This window comes from Umezawaea sp. Da 62-37 (assembly GCF_032460545.1).
GTDB lineage: Bacteria > Actinomycetota > Actinomycetes > Mycobacteriales > Pseudonocardiaceae > Umezawaea.
Genome location: NZ_CP135965.1, coordinates 2,522,636 through 2,539,924, shown reverse-complemented (window position 1 = coordinate 2,539,924; position 17,289 = coordinate 2,522,636). Strand labels below are relative to the sequence as shown.

19 protein-coding genes are annotated in these 17,289 nt (G+C 70.2%); 11 read left to right on the top strand and 8 right to left on the bottom strand.

Translation table 11 applies throughout. The features are described from left to right. The first annotated feature begins 59 nt into the window (after positions 1-59). Complete coding sequence (pdxS, locus tag RM788_RS11000; RefSeq protein WP_399343352.1) at positions 60-971, top strand: pyridoxal 5'-phosphate synthase lyase subunit PdxS; 912 nt, start codon at positions 60-62, stop codon at positions 969-971. A 380-nt stretch (positions 972-1,351) separates the two neighbouring features. Here the strand turns inward: pdxS and RM788_RS10995 are convergent, their stop codons facing one another. Beyond that, the gene (locus RM788_RS10995; protein WP_315931505.1) at positions 1,352-1,909 is read right to left on the bottom strand and encodes a helix-turn-helix domain-containing protein; all 558 of its coding nucleotides are present in this window, start codon (positions 1,907-1,909) and stop codon (positions 1,352-1,354) included. Positions 1,910-1,987: 78 nt separating this feature from the next. On the opposite strand from RM788_RS10995, the gene RM788_RS10990 reads away from it, so the two are divergent. The 3 genes from RM788_RS10990 to RM788_RS10980 all read left to right on the top strand — a co-directional run bounded on the left by RM788_RS10990 (position 1,988) and on the right by RM788_RS10980 (position 3,787). Further along, complete coding sequence (locus RM788_RS10990) at positions 1,988-2,671, top strand: AzlC family ABC transporter permease (protein WP_315931504.1); 684 nt, start codon at positions 1,988-1,990, stop codon at positions 2,669-2,671. Beyond that, entirely contained in the window at positions 2,668-2,976 is a 309-nt protein-coding gene (locus RM788_RS10985; RefSeq protein ID WP_315931503.1) for an AzlD domain-containing protein, read from the top strand. The genes RM788_RS10990 and RM788_RS10985 overlap by 4 nt, the downstream gene beginning before the upstream one ends. Positions 2,977-3,043: 67 nt before the next feature. After that, complete coding sequence (locus tag RM788_RS10980) at positions 3,044-3,787, top strand: hypothetical protein (protein ID WP_315931502.1); 744 nt, start codon at positions 3,044-3,046, stop codon at positions 3,785-3,787. Between the two features lie 12 nt (positions 3,788-3,799). Here the strand turns inward: RM788_RS10980 and RM788_RS10975 are convergent, their stop codons facing one another. Together RM788_RS10975 and RM788_RS10970 are read right to left on the bottom strand one after the other, a co-directional pair. Next, on the bottom strand, positions 3,800-5,659 hold the full coding sequence (locus RM788_RS10975) for an acyl-CoA dehydrogenase family protein (RefSeq protein WP_315931501.1): 1,860 nt from the start codon (positions 5,657-5,659) through the stop codon (positions 3,800-3,802). Positions 5,660-5,694: 35 nt separating this feature from the next. Continuing rightward, positions 5,695-6,156 (bottom strand): Lrp/AsnC family transcriptional regulator, encoded by a 462-nt coding sequence (locus RM788_RS10970; protein ID WP_315931500.1) that lies wholly within the window; start codon positions 6,154-6,156, stop codon positions 5,695-5,697. 99 nt (positions 6,157-6,255) lie between these two features. On the opposite strand from RM788_RS10970, the gene RM788_RS10965 reads away from it, so the two are divergent. From RM788_RS10965 to RM788_RS10950, 4 genes are all read left to right on the top strand, one after another. Then, positions 6,256-7,542 (top strand): trans-sulfuration enzyme family protein, encoded by a 1,287-nt coding sequence (locus RM788_RS10965; RefSeq protein ID WP_315931499.1) that lies wholly within the window; start codon positions 6,256-6,258, stop codon positions 7,540-7,542. 45 nt (positions 7,543-7,587) lie between these two features. Beyond that, positions 7,588-8,211 (top strand): pyridoxal 5'-phosphate synthase glutaminase subunit PdxT, encoded by a 624-nt coding sequence (pdxT, locus tag RM788_RS10960; protein ID WP_315931498.1) that lies wholly within the window; start codon positions 7,588-7,590, stop codon positions 8,209-8,211. 30 nt (positions 8,212-8,241) lie between these two features. Beyond that, positions 8,242-8,991 (top strand): YebC/PmpR family DNA-binding transcriptional regulator, encoded by a 750-nt coding sequence (locus RM788_RS10955; protein WP_315931497.1) that lies wholly within the window; start codon positions 8,242-8,244, stop codon positions 8,989-8,991. Positions 8,992-9,088: 97 nt separating this feature from the next. Further along, the gene (locus tag RM788_RS10950) at positions 9,089-9,610 is read left to right on the top strand and encodes a DUF4262 domain-containing protein (protein WP_399343348.1); all 522 of its coding nucleotides are present in this window, start codon (positions 9,089-9,091) and stop codon (positions 9,608-9,610) included. 290 nt (positions 9,611-9,900) lie between these two features. Here RM788_RS10950 and RM788_RS10945 read toward each other — a convergent pair whose 3' ends face one another. Together RM788_RS10945 and RM788_RS10940 are read right to left on the bottom strand one after the other, a co-directional pair. Continuing rightward, a complete protein-coding gene (locus RM788_RS10945; RefSeq protein ID WP_315931495.1) occupies positions 9,901-10,611 on the bottom strand; it encodes a glycoside hydrolase family 75 protein in 711 nt (236 codons plus the stop codon). Positions 10,612-10,723: 112 nt separating this feature from the next. Further along, on the bottom strand, positions 10,724-11,287 hold the full coding sequence (locus RM788_RS10940; RefSeq protein ID WP_315931494.1) for a TIGR03086 family metal-binding protein: 564 nt from the start codon (positions 11,285-11,287) through the stop codon (positions 10,724-10,726). Between the two features lie 152 nt (positions 11,288-11,439). On the opposite strand from RM788_RS10940, the gene RM788_RS10935 reads away from it, so the two are divergent. Further along, positions 11,440-12,918, top strand: coding sequence for a peptide MFS transporter (locus RM788_RS10935; RefSeq protein ID WP_315931493.1), 1,479 nt, complete (start codon positions 11,440-11,442; stop codon positions 12,916-12,918). A gap of 142 nt (positions 12,919-13,060) precedes the next feature. Here the strand turns inward: RM788_RS10935 and RM788_RS10930 are convergent, their stop codons facing one another. Together RM788_RS10930 and RM788_RS10925 are read right to left on the bottom strand one after the other, a co-directional pair. Further along, positions 13,061-14,356, bottom strand: a complete 1,296-nt coding sequence (locus RM788_RS10930) for a cytochrome P450 (protein ID WP_315931492.1) — start codon at positions 14,354-14,356, stop codon at positions 13,061-13,063. Between the two features lie 31 nt (positions 14,357-14,387). Next, the gene (locus RM788_RS10925) at positions 14,388-14,819 is read right to left on the bottom strand and encodes an acyl-CoA thioesterase (RefSeq protein ID WP_315931491.1); all 432 of its coding nucleotides are present in this window, start codon (positions 14,817-14,819) and stop codon (positions 14,388-14,390) included. 146 nt (positions 14,820-14,965) lie between these two features. Here RM788_RS10925 and RM788_RS10920 point away from each other — a divergent pair, with 146 nt between their 5' ends. Beyond that, positions 14,966-15,511, top strand: coding sequence for a DUF1707 SHOCT-like domain-containing protein (locus RM788_RS10920; RefSeq protein ID WP_315931490.1), 546 nt, complete (start codon positions 14,966-14,968; stop codon positions 15,509-15,511). Positions 15,512-15,643: 132 nt separating this feature from the next. On the opposite strand, the gene RM788_RS10915 is transcribed toward RM788_RS10920, so the two are convergent. Next, entirely contained in the window at positions 15,644-16,789 is a 1,146-nt protein-coding gene (locus RM788_RS10915) for an MFS transporter (RefSeq protein WP_315931489.1), read from the bottom strand. 101 nt (positions 16,790-16,890) lie between these two features. On the opposite strand from RM788_RS10915, the gene RM788_RS10910 reads away from it, so the two are divergent. Then, positions 16,891-17,286, top strand: a complete 396-nt coding sequence (locus RM788_RS10910; RefSeq protein ID WP_315931488.1) for a hypothetical protein — start codon at positions 16,891-16,893, stop codon at positions 17,284-17,286. Positions 17,287-17,289 lie beyond the last annotated feature (3 nt).

Below are 17,289 nucleotides of genomic sequence, written 5' to 3'. Positions count from 1 at the left end.
GCGGTCCACGTCGGTCGTAGGATGGCCTGGTCCGAACACCCCTTTTCGAAAGGCTGGCCGTGACCACTTCTTCCGACTCCGACGCCGGTCAGGTGACCGGGACCTCGCGCGTCAAGCGCGGTATGGCGGAGATGCTCAAGGGCGGCGTGATCATGGACGTGGTCAACGCCGAGCAGGCGAAGATCGCGGAGAACGCCGGTGCCGTCGCGGTGATGGCGCTCGAACGCGTTCCGGCCGACATCCGCGCGCAGGGCGGCGTGTCGCGCATGAGCGACCCCGACATGATCGACGCGATCATCGCCACCGTGTCCATCCCGGTGATGGCGAAGGCCCGCATCGGCCACTTCGTCGAGGCGCAGGTCCTCCAGTCCCTCGGTGTCGACTACATCGACGAGTCCGAGGTCCTCACCCCGGCGGACTACGCCAACCACATCGACAAGTGGCAGTTCACCGTGCCCTTCGTCTGCGGTGCCACGAACCTGGGCGAGGCGCTGCGCCGGATCACCGAGGGTGCGGCGATGATCCGCTCCAAGGGCGAGGCGGGCACGGGCGACGTCTCCAACGCCACCACGCACATGCGCAAGATCGGCGGCGAGCTGCGCCGGCTGCAGAACCTGAGCCCGGACGAGCTGTACGTGGCGGCGAAGGAGTTGCAGGCGCCGTACGACCTGGTGCGCGAGGTGGCCGAGGCGGGCAAGCTGCCGGTGGTGCTGTTCACGGCCGGCGGGATCGCGACTCCGTCGGACGCGGCGATGATGATGCAGCTGGGTGCCGAGGGTGTGTTCGTGGGGTCGGGGATCTTCAAGTCCGGGAACCCGGAGCAGCGGGCCGAGGCGATCGTGAAGGCCACGACGTTCTACGACGACCCGAGCGTGATCGCGAAGGTGTCGCGCGGGTTGGGCGAGGCGATGGTGGGGATCAACGTCGAGGAGATTCCCGAGCCGCATCGGTTGTCCGAGCGGGGCTGGTAGGTCTGTTGGTCTGGACGGGGCTCGCGCCTGTGGGTGCGGGCCCTGTTTGGGTTTTGGGGATTCCTGGGTTGTGGTTTATCTGGTGGAGTTTGGCTTCCGTGGGTTGTGTCCGCCTTGCGGTCCGGCTTCTGTGCGTTGTGGCCCACTTCGCGAAGCCCGGCCCCCGTGTGCGCGATTGTCTCAATGCCCCACCCCTGTTTGTCAAGGCGGGAAAGATGCCTTGACAAACAGGGGTGGGGCAGGAGGGCGCTGTGTATCGGGGGCAGGGGTAGGTCTGGCTTCGCCAGCATCGGCTGTGTCGACAAGGCGTCGGCTGTGCCGACAAGGCGTTGGGGGCCCGGTGGGGGTGTCCTTGGCTTCGCCGTTGGGTTAGGTCGGCGCTACACGTGTTCCATCACCATGACGGCGGTGCTGCCTGGTTCGAGGGCGCGGCAGGTGTGGGCCAGGTCGCCGGGGTACGTGAGGTAGTCGCCGACGGTGATCTCGATGGGGTCGTCCAGTGGGCCGGCGAGTAGGCGGCCGGTGCTGACGACGATGTGTTCGACCGTGCCTGGCATGTGTGGCTCGGAGTCGCGTGCGGGGCCCGGTTCGAGGGCTAGGTGGTAGACGTCGCGGCGGGCGCCTGGGGGGCAGGAGGCGAGCAGGGTTGCGGTGTAGTGGGAGCGTTCGGAGTAGATCGCGGGGCCTTCGCCTGCGCGGATGACCTGCACCCGGCCCGCCGGTGGGTCGACGAGTCTGCTCAGCGGTACGTCCAGTGCGACGCCGAGTGCCCAGAGCGTTTCCACGCTCGGGTTTCCGCTTGCCGATTCCAGTTGCGACAGCGTGGACTTGGCGATGCCCGCCCGTTTTGCCAGCTCGCTGAGCGACAGGCCGACGCGGCCGCGTTCCCGGCGCAGGGCCGCCGCGATGACCTCCAGCGGCGCGGTGGTCCTTTCCACTGAGCCCTCCCGTGTTCGCTGTATCGGTCTGGTCGTTCGCCTTGACGAACAGCAAGATGGTGTTCATCGTATAGGACCATGCGTTCGTTCTGGCGAACACTCGATGCGGCCCTGCTGCGCGACGTCCTCGCGATAGCCGCCGGGGCGGCGGTGAACGGCGCCTCCTTCGGTGCCATCACCGTGGCCTCCGGCTCCCCGTGGTGGATGCCGGTGCTCATGTCCGTGGTGATCTTCGCCGGTGGCGCCCAGTTCATGGCGGTCGGCATCGTGGCCGCGGGCGGCTCGCCCGCCGCGGCCGTGCTGGCCGGGCTGATCCTCAACATCCGGCACCTGCCGTTCGGCCTGGCGATCGGCGACCTGCTGGGCCGCAGCTGGTTCGGCAGGCTTGTCGGCAGCCACCTGCTGGTCGACGAGACGGTCGCGTTCGCCCTTGCCCAACGTGACCCGGTGCGGGCGCGCACGGCCTACTGGGCCTGCGGGGTCAGCCTGTTCGTCGCCTGGAACGTCGGCGGGGTCGGTGGCGCGCTGGTCGGTCGGTCGATCGGCGACCCCGGCGCGTTCGGTCTCGACGCCGCGTTCCCAGCGGCCCTGCTGGCACTGGTGCTGCCCGCGCTGCGCGACTCGGCGACCCTGCGCGCCGCCGTGGTCGGCGCGGTGGTCGCCCTGGTCGCGACGCCGTTCGTGCCCGCGGGTGTGCCGGTGCTGCTGGCGCTGGCCGGGCTGCTCGCCGTCGCCCTCCCGGTCCCGGCGGTGCGCCGGTGACCGTCATCGCCGTCCTCGTCCTCGCCGCGGGCACCTACGCGTTCCGGGTGGCGGGCCCGTTCCTGCGTGACCGGATAACGCTGTCGGACCGGGCGCGCGGGCTGATGTCGACCGCGGCCACCGTGCTGCTGGTCGCGCTGGTGGCCACGGCGTCGCTGACCAAGGGAGCCCACTTCGCGGGCTGGGCGCTGCCGATCGGCGTAGCGGTCGGTGGGCTGGCCGCCTGGCGCAAGGCCCCGTTCGTGCTCGTCGTGGTGCTCGCGGCCGCCACGACCGCAGGACTGCGGCTTGCCGGAGTCGCCTAGGCCCACTATTCCCCGCTGGCGTGGAAACCTTTACGCGGTCGTGGTTTTCTGCTCTACCGTCGATCTTGTGAACACTGGCCGATTAACCGGGCTCGCCGCGGTCGCCGCGGTGCTCGCCACGACGGCGTGCATGCCCGCGACTGACGGTGGGCCTCCCGCGGTCCGATCGTTCGGGGCGGAGGGCTGGGGGCCGCTCACGCCGGGCATGACGAAGCAGGAGGCGCTCGCCACCGGCGAGCTGTCGCCCGAGCCGCTCGCCGTCATCGGCGGCTGCGACTACTACTCCTTCGCCAACGGCCCCGTCCCGGATCCCGCGCTGCTGGCCGCGGACCAGGCCAACGACGTCGCCTACCGCGACGCCGTCCACCGGGTCGAGGACCTCAGCACCAAGGTCGGCCCCTCGCCCGCGCCCGACGCGCCCGCCGACGAGCAGCTCGCCTGGGCCGCCCGCAGCGCCGACGCCGCACGGGCGGTCAGCGCCGTCGCCGTCATCGCCTCCACGGCCACCGACCGCGTCGCCCAGATCGCCGGCCCCGCCAACCCCGCGGGTGTCGTGTCGTTCGGCCAGGGCAGGCTGCGCCTGATCGGCGCTCCGGGGTCGGCGAGGACCGAGGACGGCATCGGCCGGGGCTCCACCCTCGCCGAACTTCGCAAGACCTACCTCGGTCGCGGTCTGGGCCTCACCTCGCCCGGCCGATACGAGATGCCCGCCCACGGCCGTGCGGGCTGGATGCTCGACTTCGACTTCGACGCCATCACCGGCGAGGTCGTCTTCGTCCAACTCCGCGACACCAAGGCGAAGTGCCCCTAGTCCGCGGTGCGTCTAGCCCGCGGTGATCGGCGCCTCCAGCAAGGACTCCGGGATCGCGAACGCGTCGACCAGCTCACGGGCGTGCGGCCGCAGTTGGCGGCACAGCTCGTTGACCGCCTGCGTGACCGCCTTCGACCGCGCGGGCGTCAACCGGTCGTGCTCCAGGAACCAGGCCCGGTCGCCCTCGATCACCGACAGCGCGTACAGGTCGCACACCTTGTCCAGCAGCGCGGTGGTCTCCGCGTCCGGGCACCGGTCGACGGCGGCGACGAACGCCTCCAGCACCACCCGGTCGATGTGCGCCCGAGCCGCGAGCAGCACGTGGTCCTGCGCGTTGTTGAACACCTCGAACGCGTCCTGGTCGTCGGAGGTGGCCCGCTTCAACCGCCGGGCGAGCCCTTCCAGCACGTGGGTCTCCCGGAACTCCAGCTGCCGCAGCTGCCACCCGCGCTCCAGCAGCCCGTCGTCCCCGCCGCTGACCAACCGCGCGATGATCGCCCGCGCCGCCGTCCGCTCGATCACCACCCCGACGAACTGGTCGGCCGCGAACCGCGCCATCCCCAGGGTGTCCAGATCCCCGACGTGGTCGCGGTAGCTCGTCAGCAGCCCCTTCGCCACCAGTTGCAGCAGCACCGTGTTGTCGCCCTCGAACGTGGTGAACACGTCCGTGTCGGCCTTCAGCTGCGGCAGCAGGTTCTCCGCCAGGTACCCGGCCCCGCCGCACGCCTCGCGGCACCTCTGGATCGTCTCCGTCGCGTGCCAGGTCGCGATCGCCTTGATGCCCGCCGCCCGCGACTCGACCTCGCGCTTGCCGCGGTCGTCCTCGACGTCGTGCAGCGCCGACACCAACTCCTCTTGCGCGAAGTGCAGCGCGTAGGTCTTCGCCAACGCGGGCAGCAGCTGCCGCTGGTGCGCGAGGTAGTCGAGCACCACGACCTCCTCGCCGTCCGGCCGGGTGAACTGCCTGCGGGTCTCGCCGTAGCGGATCGCCAGGGCCAGCGCCTTCTTCGTCGCGCTGCCCGCCCCGCCCGCCACGCTGATCCGGCCGCGCACCAGCGTGCCCAGCATCGTGAAGAACCGCCGCCCGGCGCCGTCGACCGGACTGCTGTACGTGCCGTCGGGCGCTACGTCCCCGTACCGGTTGAGCAGCTCGGTCCGCGGCACGCGCACGTGGTCGAACGAGATCCGCCCGTTGTCCACGCCGTTCAGCCCCGCCTTGGGCCCGCAGTCCTCGATGGACACCCCCGGCAGCGCCTGCCCGTGCTCGTCCCGCAGCGGCACCACCAGTGCGTGCACGCCGTGCTCCTCACCGCCGCTGATCAGCTGCGCGAACACGACCGCCACCCGGCCGTCGCGAGCCGCGTTGCCGATGTAGTCCTTGCGCGCGTTCCGGTCCGGCGTGTTGACGACGAACTCCTGCGCGTCGTCGTCGTAGGTCGCGGTGGTCCGCAGGTGCTGCACGTCGGAACCGTGACCGGTCTCCGTCATCGCGAAGCAGCCGGGGATCGCCAGGCTCATGATCCCCGGCAGGTACCGGTCGTGGTGCTCCTGCGTCCCGAGTGCCTGCACGGCCCCGCCGAACAGCCCCCACTGCACGCCGGCCTTGATCATCAGCGACAGGTCCCCGAACCCCAGCACCTCGAACGCCACCACCGACCCGCCGACGTCGTCCGCCCCGCCGTAGGCCTTCGGGAACCCGGTCAGGGGATGGCCGCCGTCGGCGAGCAGCCGGAGCTGCTCGAACGTGCGGGCGCGCTGGGACTGGAGGTCACCCGGCGGTGCTGGTTCCACGGTGGCCAGGAGGTCGCGGGAGGTCCGTCGGAGATCGGCCCACCGGCCGTCGAGGAGGTCGCGGAGAACGTCGGTCGGCATGCACTTCTCTAACACAGCGCACGCCGCGCCGCCGCTTACACCGTCGGCACCGTGTGCTTCCGGACGTGCTCGAACAGCAGGTTGGTGTGCACCTCGGTGACCTCCCGCCGCGTGGTGAACCCGTCCAGCACCAACCGTTGCAGGTGCGCCGTGTCGGCCACCGCCACGTGCACCAGGAAGTCGTCCGGCCCGGTCACGTGCGACACCGCGAGCGTCTCCGACAGCGACAGCGCGTACTCCATGAACGGCCCGACGATGGCGCGGGTGTGCGGGCGGATCCGGACCGCGATGATCGCCTGCACGGGCCTGCCGACGGCGGCGAGGTCGATCGCCGCGTGGTAGCCGGTGATCACCCCGCGGTCCCGCAGCGCGCGGTGGCGGACCACGCAGGTGGACGCGGCGACGTTCACGCGGTCGGCCAGGTCCTTGTTCGCCAGCCGCGCGTCCTTCTGCAACTCGTGCACGATCGCGGCGTCCACCGAATCCATCACGGTCATCTCCTCCACATGCCGAAGCTCCTGCGGAATCGTCCCTGGTCAACCGCAAATCTTGCCACGATCGAGCTGTCGAACCGAACGATTCACAGGAGGTCGGAGATGGCGGGTATGCGGACGACTGCCGTGCACGGTGGACGCGAGGACCTCGTGGCGCTGGGGGTGCACGCGGTGCCGATCGACCTGTCGACGACCTACCCGATCCCGGACCAGGCCGCGGGCGGTGAGGCGTTGCAGAGCTTCGCGGACGGGGCGGCGGAGGCGGCGTCGCCGGTGTACGCCCGGCTGCACAACCCGACCGTGGCGCGGTTCGAACGGGCGCTGGCGCAGTTGGAGGGCACGGAGCAGGCGGTCGCGTTCGGCAGCGGCATGGCCGCGGTGACCGCCGTCGTCCAGGCCGCGACCGTCCTCAACGGCAAGTCGCACGTGGTGGCCGTGCGCCCGCTCTACGGCGGCACCGACCACCTGCTGTCCTCGGGTCTGCTGGGCATCCGCACGACCTACGCCACCGCCGACCGGGTGGCCGACGCCATCACGCCGGACACCGGGCTGATCGTGCTGGAGACGCCCGCCAACCCGAACCTCGACCTGGCCGACATCGCCGCCGTCGTCGCGCAGGCCGGGACGGTGCCCGTCATGGTCGACAACACCTTCGCCACGCCGGTGCTCCAGAACCCGGCCGCCCACGGCGCCGCCTACGTCCTGCACTCCGGCACCAAGTACCTCGGCGGCCACGGCGACGTGCTGGGCGGCGTGGTGGCCTGCGACGCGGAACGGGCGGGCGCCCTGCGCCAGGTGCGGATCGTCACGGGCGCGGTCCTGCACCCGCTGGGCGGCTACCTCATGCACCGCGGCCTGGCCACGCTGCCGCTGCGCGTCGAGGCCTCGCAGCGCAGCGCCGTCGAACTGGCCCGCAGGCTGGTCGGGCACCCGGCCGTCGGGACGGTCCGCCACCCGAGCCTGCCCGGCGCCGACCCGGCGGGCCTGCTCGGCAGGCAGCTGCGCGGGCCCGGCGCGGTGCTCGCCTTCACGACCCGCGAGAACCCGGTGGACGTGGTGCGCGGACTGGCCCTGATCACCCCCGCGGTGAGCCTCGGCTCGGTCGACACGCTGATCGAGCACCCCGCCGGGCTCACCCACCGGCTGGTGCCCAGCGCGGACCGCAACGCGTGCGGGGTCCCGGAGAACCTGCTGCGGCTCAGCGTCGGCCTGGAGGACGTCGAGGACATCTGGGAAGACCTCGACCGGGCCCTTTCGCGCGACTGGAGCGGCCTCGGCCACGCCGACCTCCCCGCGCAGGCGGCGGAACACGACCGCCGGACGGACACCGCGGCAGCACTTCCGCCGCTACCACGGCCCTTCACCAGCCGTGATCACGCGTCGTACTAGGGTGGTGCGACCGAAGTCCACGACCAGACCGGGGAAAACGCAGCCGTGTCGCCAGCCCAGCCCGTCGTCGGTGTGCTCGCCCTCCAGGGCGATGTGCGCGAGCACCTCATCGCTCTCGCCGAGTGCGACGTCGTCGCCCGCCCGGTGCGCCGCCCGGAGGAACTGGCCGAGGTCGACGGCCTCGTGCTCCCCGGCGGCGAGTCGACCACGATCAGCAGGCTGCTGCACACGTTCGAACTGCTCGAACCGCTGCGCGCCCGGCTGGCCGACGGCCTGCCCGCCTACGGGTCGTGCGCGGGGATGATCCTGCTCGCGGACAAGGCCATCGACGCCCGCCCCGACCAGCACCAGCTCGGCGGGCTGGACATCGTGGTGCGGCGCAACGCGTTCGGCCGCCAGGTCGACTCGTTCGAGGAGGACCTGGACTTCGACGGCGTCGAGGGCGGCCCGGTGCACGCCGTCTTCATCCGCGCCCCGTGGGTCGAATCCGCCGGTGGCGGCGTCGACGTGCTCGCACGGGTACCGGAATCCCCGACGGCGGGCGAGGCCGCCGGTAGGATCGTCGCGGTTCGGCAGGGTCACGTGCTCGCCACCGCGTTCCACCCGGAACTCACCGGCGACGGGCGGGTGCACCGCCTTTTCGTGGAAATCGTTCGCTCAGCGGGCTGAGCGTGTTTTGTCGCATGTGACGGAGGAAAGATGAGCGGCCACTCCAAGTGGGCTACCACCAAGCACAAGAAGGCCGCGATCGACGCCAAGCGGGGCAAGCTCTTCGCGAAGCTGATCAAGAACATCGAGGTGGCCGCTCGCACCGGTGGTAGTGACCTCGAGGGCAACCCCACGCTGTTCGACGCGGTCCAGAAGGCGCGCAAGAACTCGGTGCCGGTCGACAACATCGAACGCGCCCGCAAGCGCGGCGGTGGCGAGGAGGCGGGCGGCGCCGACTGGCAGACGATCATGTACGAGGGCTACGGCCCGAACGGCGTGGCCGTGCTGATCGAATGCCTCACCGACAACCGCAACCGCGCGGCGGGCGAGGTGCGCACCGCGATGACCCGCAACGGCGGCTCGATGGCGGACCCCGGCTCGGTCTCGTACATGTTCAGCCGCAAGGGCGTCGTCATCCTGCCCAAAGCGGGCCTCGCCGAGGACGACGTGCTCATGGCCGTCCTGGACGCGGGCGCCGAGGAGGTCAACGACCTGGGCGACAGCTACGAGGTCGTCTCCGAGGCCACGGACCTGGTCGGCGTGCGCACCGCACTCCAGGAAGCCGGCTACGACTACGACTCGGCCGACTCGAACTTCCTCCCGTCGGTCACCGTGGAACTGGAAGCCGAAGGCGCGCGCAAGATCTTCAAACTGATCGACGCCCTGGAGGACTGCGACGACGTCCAGAACGTCTTCGCGAACTTCGACGTCTCCGACGAGGTCATGGCCGAGATCGACTAGAACGCGCCACATCGGAAGGGACTCCCGCCTCGGCGGGGGTCCCTTCCGCCTTTGCGGGGCCGCCACCCACCGCCACCCGACCGACCGACCGGGCAGAATGGAACCCGTGACGATCCCGCCCTACCCCCAAGAGGAAATCGACCTCCGCGCCTGGCTGCTGGAACAGGCCGACCTGCACGGCCACGCCGTCGTGTGCGTCCCGGAGGACGCCGAGGGCGCGCCGTACTCGTTCACAGTCGGCAACTGGCGCCGCTTCGGAGTAGCCGAGGCCGTCGTCGTGGGGCTTCCGGGCGATGCCGCGACCGTGCTGCTGAACGCCTACGCGAAGCGCGCCCGCGAGGGGGAGCGGTTCCTACCGGGCCAGCTCTACCACGACTTCTTCCAAGGCGTCCCGATCACCTTCGAGCGCGTGTTCAAGGGCTTCTACCCGGAGTTCTTCGGCAGCGCCTTCCTGCTGTACTACAAGGGCGACTTCCCGGCGGTGCAGATCGTCGTGCCGACCCCGCGGGGCGACTGGCCGTGGCAGCCGACCGCACCGGCCGGATTCGCGGACTGGCAACTGCTGCTCACCGAAAGCGGCCACCCCGAAAGCTGGCGACCGGGCGTGAACGGTCCCTGAACCGATCGTGGTCCCCACCCGCGTTGTCCGGACATGGTTGTCAGGCTTCGCCCCACCGACACCGGACAACGCCGAGCGGCTAGAACAGTGGTGTGCGGCAGACCGGGGGGTTGTCAGGGGCAAGACGACAGCCGCACGACGCGTTCCGCCCCCTCGGCCACAAGGGGAGGGGCCGAAGGGGGCGGAACGCGGATCCGAGGCATGGTTCGGGAGCCCCGCCCGTTCCAGGTAGGGGTCATGGGCGCGCTCCCGATGGGCAGACCCATGACCCGACCTGGAAGCGGTGGGCGCTAGTTCTGGTCGATGAACGTCTGCGCCAGCGCGGCGCCCTGGGACGTGGCCTTCGCGTGGTCCTCGATGGGCGAGACCTTGGAGTTCTTGAAGTAGATGTAGTGCACCGGACCGTCGCTGCCCCCGTTCTCGGGGTCCGGGTTGATGCCGAGGTCCACGGCGGTGGCGTAGGACGCCTCACCGATGATCGCGGTCGGCCCGGTGTCGCCGACGACCGCGTACTCGACCTTGTTGTTGTAGATCACCGCGACGATGCCGCCGCCGGAGATGCCGAACTTCCGGTAGTCCCACGTGCCGCTGGGGCTGGGCACGACGACGTAGGGGAGCTTGTCCGCCTGGAGCGGCGCGCCCTTGGAGTCGTGGAACGCCGTGTCGTCCTGGAACCAGGGGTCGGTGTCCTCGTTGCACTTCGCCGTCACCTTGCCGTCGCAGTCGACGTCGAGGTCGGCCTTGTACCAAACGGCACCGGTCTTGCCGCAGACCGGGATGTTCGCCGACGTCTCCTCGTCGGAGCGGTACTTGCCGGTCGAGATCTGCGAGCACGACGTCAGCTTCGCGAGCAGCGCCGCGGCGGTCGGGCCCGCCTGGGCCGACACGTCCTGAGCGGCGGCGGCGCGCACGTCGGCTTGCGCGCCGGTGGACGTCAGGGTCGACGCGATGATCGCGCCGAGCACGAGCAGACCGGCGCCGAAGCGGGAGGGCCTACGCATAGCCACCTCTTTCGATAGGAAACTTTCCTTTCTAATGCGGCGGCTTGCTGACTATGGACCCGACGGCGGAAGACGGTCAAGGGTGCGGGGCGAAACCGGGGTCTATGTCCGATTAGGGCGTTCTACCTGTCGAACCGAGCAGCCGCGCTTGCGCGTCGGCGTCCGCCGGAACCGGTACCGCAGGTCCGAACACCCCCGCCGAGCGCCACTCGTCGGCGTGCGGCTCCAGGTGCTCCAGGACGGCCTGCGCCAAGTCGGGATCGATCCGCTCGTCGGCGCCGATCGCCCGTGCCAGGTCCCACGAGTGCACGGCGAGGTCCGCGGTCATCTGCCACCCGTACTCCACGGCGGTGGTCTTGCCGTAGCTCAGGTGCACGGGGCGCAGCAACGCCTTCGGCGTGATCCACGCTTCGCGCGCGGCGGCCGCGGCCAGCACCCACGAGTGCAGCGGGTCGGCGCCGAGGGTGTCGCCGTCGAAGCGGTCGCCCACCTGTTCGGGCGTGCAGCCCGCCAGCAGTTCGGGTGCCCAGAGCTGTTCCTGCACGATGTGGCCCACCAGGTCTCTGACCGACCACTTCTCGCACGGCGTGCCGAGCGACCACTGCTCCGGTCGCACCCGCCGCACCCGTCGGTCGAACTCCCTGATGCCCAGTCCGTGCGCCTCGATCAGTTCCACCCCACGAGTGGACCAAAGGATTTCGGGGTACGCACCTCGAAGAAGTGGGCTGGGCCACATGGTGGACGCCCACATTCGGCCGGTACACCCGTACGGCCTAATCTGCGTGGTCGGCACGCCGATGTGCCGACACGACGCGAGGGGGTTGAGCTTTGAGCGCCACAAGCGCCACCGAGGTTCCGCAGCGGGGGTTCTTCGGACATCCGAAGGGCTTGAGCACGCTCTTCTTCACGGAACTGTGGGAGCGGTTCTCCTACTACGGCATGAAGGCGATCCTCGCCTACTACTTGTACTACTCGGTCTCCGAAGGCGGCCTGGGCGTCGACAAGAGCGCCGCGCTGTCCCTCGTCGCGATCTACGGTTCCTCGGTCTACATGGCCGGTGTGGGCGGCGGCTGGCTCGCCGACCGGGTGTTCGGCAGCCAGCGGGCCGTGCTCTACGGCGGTGTCCTGATCATGCTGGGGCACATCGCGCTGGCGCTGCCGATCGGGCTCACGGGTGTGTACCTGGGCCTGATCCTCATCGTGCTGGGCACCGGGCTGCTGAAGCCGAACGTGTCGAACATCGTCGGCGGGCTCTACGAGGAGCACGACCAGAGGCGCGACGCGGGTTTCTCGATCTTCTACATGGGCGTGAACCTCGGCGGGTTCATCGCACCGCTCATCTGCGGTTTCCTCGGCCAGGAGGTCAACTGGCACCTCGGCTTCGGCGCCGCCGCCGTCGGCATGGCGCTCGGGCTCGTGCAGTACCAGTTCGGCCGCAAGAACCTCGGCGAGGCGAGCGACCGGCCCGCCAACCCGCTGCCCGACGAGCACCGCGGCCGGATCATCGGCCGCATCGCGGGCATCGCCGCCGCCGTGGTCGTCGTCCTGGTGCTGCTGATCGTGCTCGGCGTGCTGTCCGGCGAGGGCGTGGTCAACCTGCTCAGCGTGGTGTCCGTCGTGCTGCCGATCATCTACTTCACGGTCATGATGCGCAGCGACAAGACCACGCCGGTCGAGCGCACCAGGCTCGTCGCCTACATCCCGCTGTTCGTCGCCGCGGTGATCTTCTGGATGCTCTTCGAGCAGACGTCCACGGTGATCGCGGCCTTCGCCGACACGAGCGTGCGCAACAGCATCTTCGGCGTCGAGTTCCCGCCGTCGTTCTTCCAGTCCATCAACCCGGTGATGATCATCGTGCTCGCGCCGGTGTTCGCATTGCTGTGGACGAAGCTCGGCACCCGCCAACCCGCTACGCCGCGCAAGTTCAGCGGCGGCCTGCTGTTCGTCGGACTCTCGTTCCTCGTCGCGATGGCGGCGAGCCAGTCCGGCGGACCCGACGACAAGGTGTCGCCGCTTTGGTTGGTGCTGGTGTTCTTCGTGATGACCTGCGGCGAGCTGCTGCTTTCCCCGGTCGGCCTTTCGGTGACCACCAAACTGGCGCCGCGCGCGTTCGCCGCGCAGACGATGGGACTGTTCTTCCTGGCCAGCGCCGCTGGTCAGGGCATCGGAGCGCAGGTCGTGAAGCTCTACAGCGACGACTCGGCCGTTCTGTACTTCGGCGTGCTCGGCGCTATCGCCATCGGACTCGGCGTACTCCTGCTGGCGCTCTCGTCCAGGATCAGGACGTTGATGCGGGGTGTCGACTAGATCCGACTAGCTCCGACCGGTTCGTCGGGAGGTAAGGCGCGGTGGCCCGCCGCGGCGGCGGTGCGGCGGGTCATCCGCTTGAATCCAGAATGCCCTAATTTCTGCGAGCGCGAGTATTAAATGCCCAAACGAGTGGGTGACGTTATCGTTTATCAACGGCGAGTGATCGCTTTGTCACTCCCGTGTTCACCGGAAGGTGGAGAGCGCCCCGGATCGTGGGCGACGACCGCCTGCTGACCGGCCCCGCCGCGCGCAGTTCCGGGAATCGCCGGAACAGCGCGCGCACCGCCGCGGTGGCCTCCATCCGGGCCAGGTTCGCGCCGAGGCAGTAGTGGATGCCCGACGAGAACGCCAGGTGCTCGCGGACGTCGGCGCGGTCCGGGTCGAACCGGTGCGGGTCGGCGAACACGCCGGGGTCCCGGTTGGCCCCGGCCAGCAGCATCAGCACCGGCGTCCCCTTCGCGAGCCGCCGCCCGGCCAACTCCAAGGGCTCCAGCGGCACGCGCACGACGTACTGCACGGGCGGGTCCCAGCGCAGCGCCTCCTCCACCACGCGTTCCGCGTAGTCGTGTTCGGCGATCAGCCGCCCGCGCACCTCGGGGTGGCCCATCACGGTGTTCGCCGCGGTGCCGATGAGGTTCACCGTCGTCTCGAACCCGGCCACCAGCAGCAGTTCGGTGGTCGCGATCAGGTCCTCCAGCGCCAGGTCGTCGTGCGCGACCAAGTCGCTGACGATGTCCGTGCCCGGCTCGCGCCTGCGGCGCTCGACCAGGTCCATCAGGAACGCGTCGAACTCCGCCAGCGTGTCCTGGAGCAGCTCCAGCTCCGCGGTGTTCCGCACGCCGTCGATCGAGTTCACCAGCGCGCTGCCCCACCGGATGAAGCTGTCGTGGTCGCTCGCGGGCACACCCAGCAGGTCCGCGATCACCTGGACCGGCACCCTCTTGGCGAAGTCGTCGACGAGGTCGAACGTCCCCTTCTCCTCGGCGATGTCGAGGTGCCGCTCGACGACCGCCTCGATCGCGGGCATCTGCCGCCGCAACGCGCGCGGCGTGAACCAGCCGCCGACGTACCGGCGCAGCCTGGTGTGGTCAGGCGGGTCGCGCAGCAGGAACGACCGCTCCAGCGGGTTCACCAGCACCCGGCCGTCCGGGGCGTGGGCGGTCTCGTCGACCAGTGCCATCTCCGACGGCGCCAGCACACCCCAGCGCGGGTCGCGCAGCACGTCGGAGGTGATCGCGTGGTCGGCGGTGAGCAGCAGTCCGAGCTTGCTGGGCACCAGGGTTCCCTTGGCGCGCACCGATTCGTAGTGCGGGTACGGGTCCTCCAGCGCGGGCTTGTGGAACAGTCGGGCACCGGGATCGCCCGTTCTGCTGCGCAGGGCCACCACCGTCCGCCCGAGTGCGAGCAGCACGGTGTTCTTCAACGACGACGGCATGTCCCAACGGTGCCGTGCGCGCGCGGCCGGTTCAAGTCCCCCGGCGCGCGGGCTCGCGGACCTGGAAGACCCGACGCACACCCTCGGGAATCGTGGTGTTGCGCAGTTCCAGCGTCCCGACGGCCACGTACCGGTTCCACCCCGTCGCGATCGGCGTCCCGTCCACGTCCGCCTCGAACGCGAGCGTCACCGACGTCGTGCCCATCGACCGCACCCGCACACCGATCTTGACCAGGTCGTCGAACCGCGCCGAGCCGAGGAACCGCAACGACGACTCCTCGACGACGAACTCGATCCCGTTGCGCTCCAGTTCCTTGTAGGAGCCCAGCAGCGACCGCAGGGTCTCGACCGTCGCCGCCTCGAAGAACAGGGGGAACCGGGAGCTGTGCACGACGCCCCGGTGATCGCAGTCGGCCGGGCGCACCCGCACCCGGTGGACGTGGGCAGGGCGCGCAGGAGCCATGCGTCGGATCCTCCGCGCTCCCGACCCGTTGGCCAAGCACGGTTTCGTCACGTTCCGTACGCGACCGGTCGCGTGCCTTGACGGATTGACTCATTAGAGCAAGAATCTTCCCAACTAAGATAATTACCGAACAAGAGGTGATCGTGGTGACCCAGCCAGTGCTCCGGGTGTCCGACCAGGAGCGGGAGCAGACCGTCGCGGTGCTGAACCAGGCAGCCGCCGACGGACGACTGACGTGGGACGAGCACTTCGAACGCGTCCAGGCCGTCTACAGCGCCCAACTGCGCGGCGACCTCGCATCCCTGCTCGACGATCTAGGTCTTACCGACCTCCCGGCACCCGTTGCACCACAACGGATCCACGCCTTCGCCAGCAAGGTCCACAGCGCTCCGGTCAGCCGCCGCATCGAAGCCGAGGCCAAGTTCGGCGCCGTCGTCCTGGACCTGACCGGCCTACCGTCGGGCGAACGGTTCGACCTGGAAGCCTCCTCCTTCTGCGGCAAGGTCACAGTGCTGATCTCCGCCGCCGCCGTGGTCCTGAACGGCGGCACCGCCAAACTCGGCAAACGATCCCTACCGGGCGCACCGACAGCCCTGGGCGGCCCGATCATCACCGTCACCGGCAACTCCACCATGGGCCACATCCGCGTCGTCCGCCCCGACTCCCACTGGGCCCGCCACGCACTGCACTAGCGTCCGTTCTCCAGCACGAAGAACAGGAAGCTCGGGAACGCGTCGAGGATGGGGGCGTCTTCCGGGACCAGTTCTCGGGCGGCGTCCACGGGCCGGGGTTCGTGGATGTCGGCCCGGTCCGCCGGTGCGAAGTCATGCGTTCGGTCCCGGCACGCTGACCAGCACCCCCAGACCGGCCGCCACCAGTTGCGTCGCCGCCACCGCCACGATCGCCGCGCGGGTGTCGTGCAGGGTGCCGCCGACCGCCGCCCCGATCGCGAACGCGCCGATCTTCAAGCTCGGCCCGGTCGTCGACACCTGTCCAAGCAGCCCGGCGGGCGTGTACCGCTGCCGGGCGGTGATCAACGACGTCAGCGTCGGCCCCTGGGCGACGCCCGCCAGCACAGCCAGTCCCACCAGCGCCACGAGCCCCGACGCGAACGGCCACGTGGCCAGCACCAGGCCGTACGCGGCGATCGACGTGTACAGCACCCGCTCCGGCCGCCACCGGTGCAGGTGGCGGCGCAGCACCAGCAGGCTCACGACACTGCCCACCTCGACCGCGGCCCACACGAACCCGGCCGCGCTCTCGGAGTGGCCGAGTTCCGCGACGCGCACCGGCAGCGCCGTCGCCAGCAGTCCCACCGAGCCGTACCCGAGCGTCGTGGCCAGGGTCGCGCCGCGCAGCGGTGGAGTGGTCACGAGGTGCCGGACGCCGTCGCGCATCGCGTGCAGCAACGACCCGTGCACGGCAGCGGCGTGCGGTGGAATCCGCAGCCGGAGCGTGCACAGCGCGCCCGCCAACGCCAGCGCGCCGATCGCGACCATCGTGCTGTCCACCCCGAACAGCCCGGTCAGCCCGCCCACGACGACGGGCCCGGCGAGGGCGGTGGACAGGTACACCAGCGCGTCGGCGGAGGTCGCGCGCGGCAGGTCGACGGCCAGTCGCGGCAGGAGGCTGGTGAAGCCGCCGCTGCTCATCGGCAGCGTGGTCCCGGCGAGGAACGCCAGCGCCAGCATCGCGACCGGGTGTCCCACCAGGACCAGCAGGCCCGCGGCGGACGCGGCCAGCAGCAGCTGGTTGCCGACCAGCGCGACCAGCGGCCGCCGGGTCCGGTCCAGCCACGCGCCGAGCAGCGGACCGGACACGATCGACGGCACGGTGTAAGCCGCGACGGTCGCTCCCGCCAGCGCGCGGCTGTCGGTGCGCAGCAACACGAAGAGCACCAGCGCCAGCCCGACCATCTCGTCGGCCAGACGGGTCAGGGTCGCCGACACGAGGTAGGTGCGCAGACCCATGAACGGAACCCTATGCACGAACGGTCGTCGGGCTTAGCCATTTCGAGTACGTACCGCACCTGATCGATGACTTCGCGTGGCGGGGGTTTTACGGTGATCACATGACTGAGTACACCGACGAGGAACGCCAGACGCTCCGCACCGCGATCTACGGTGCGGGCCTCCTCGTGTCCAAAGCCGATCCGGGATCCATGGAGGTGGAGGGCTCCGCGACCGCCACGGCCATCAAGAACCTGTCGCCGGAGTTGCAGGAGGCGTTGGGGACGGTGTTCCCGAAGCTGCCGCGGGGCTCCGCCGCGCAGGTCGAGGAAGTGGTGCTCGACGCGCTGCGGGAGTCCGTCGCCATCCTCAAGGCGAAGGCGCCGCGGGTCGCGCGGGCCTTCCCCGACGCGGTCGTCTCGGTGTGCGACGCCGCCGCGAACGCCGACGGTGACGTGTCGCGGCCCGAGGTCGCGGCCATCACGAAGGTCAAAGCCGTGCTCGCCGAAGAACTCTAGGGG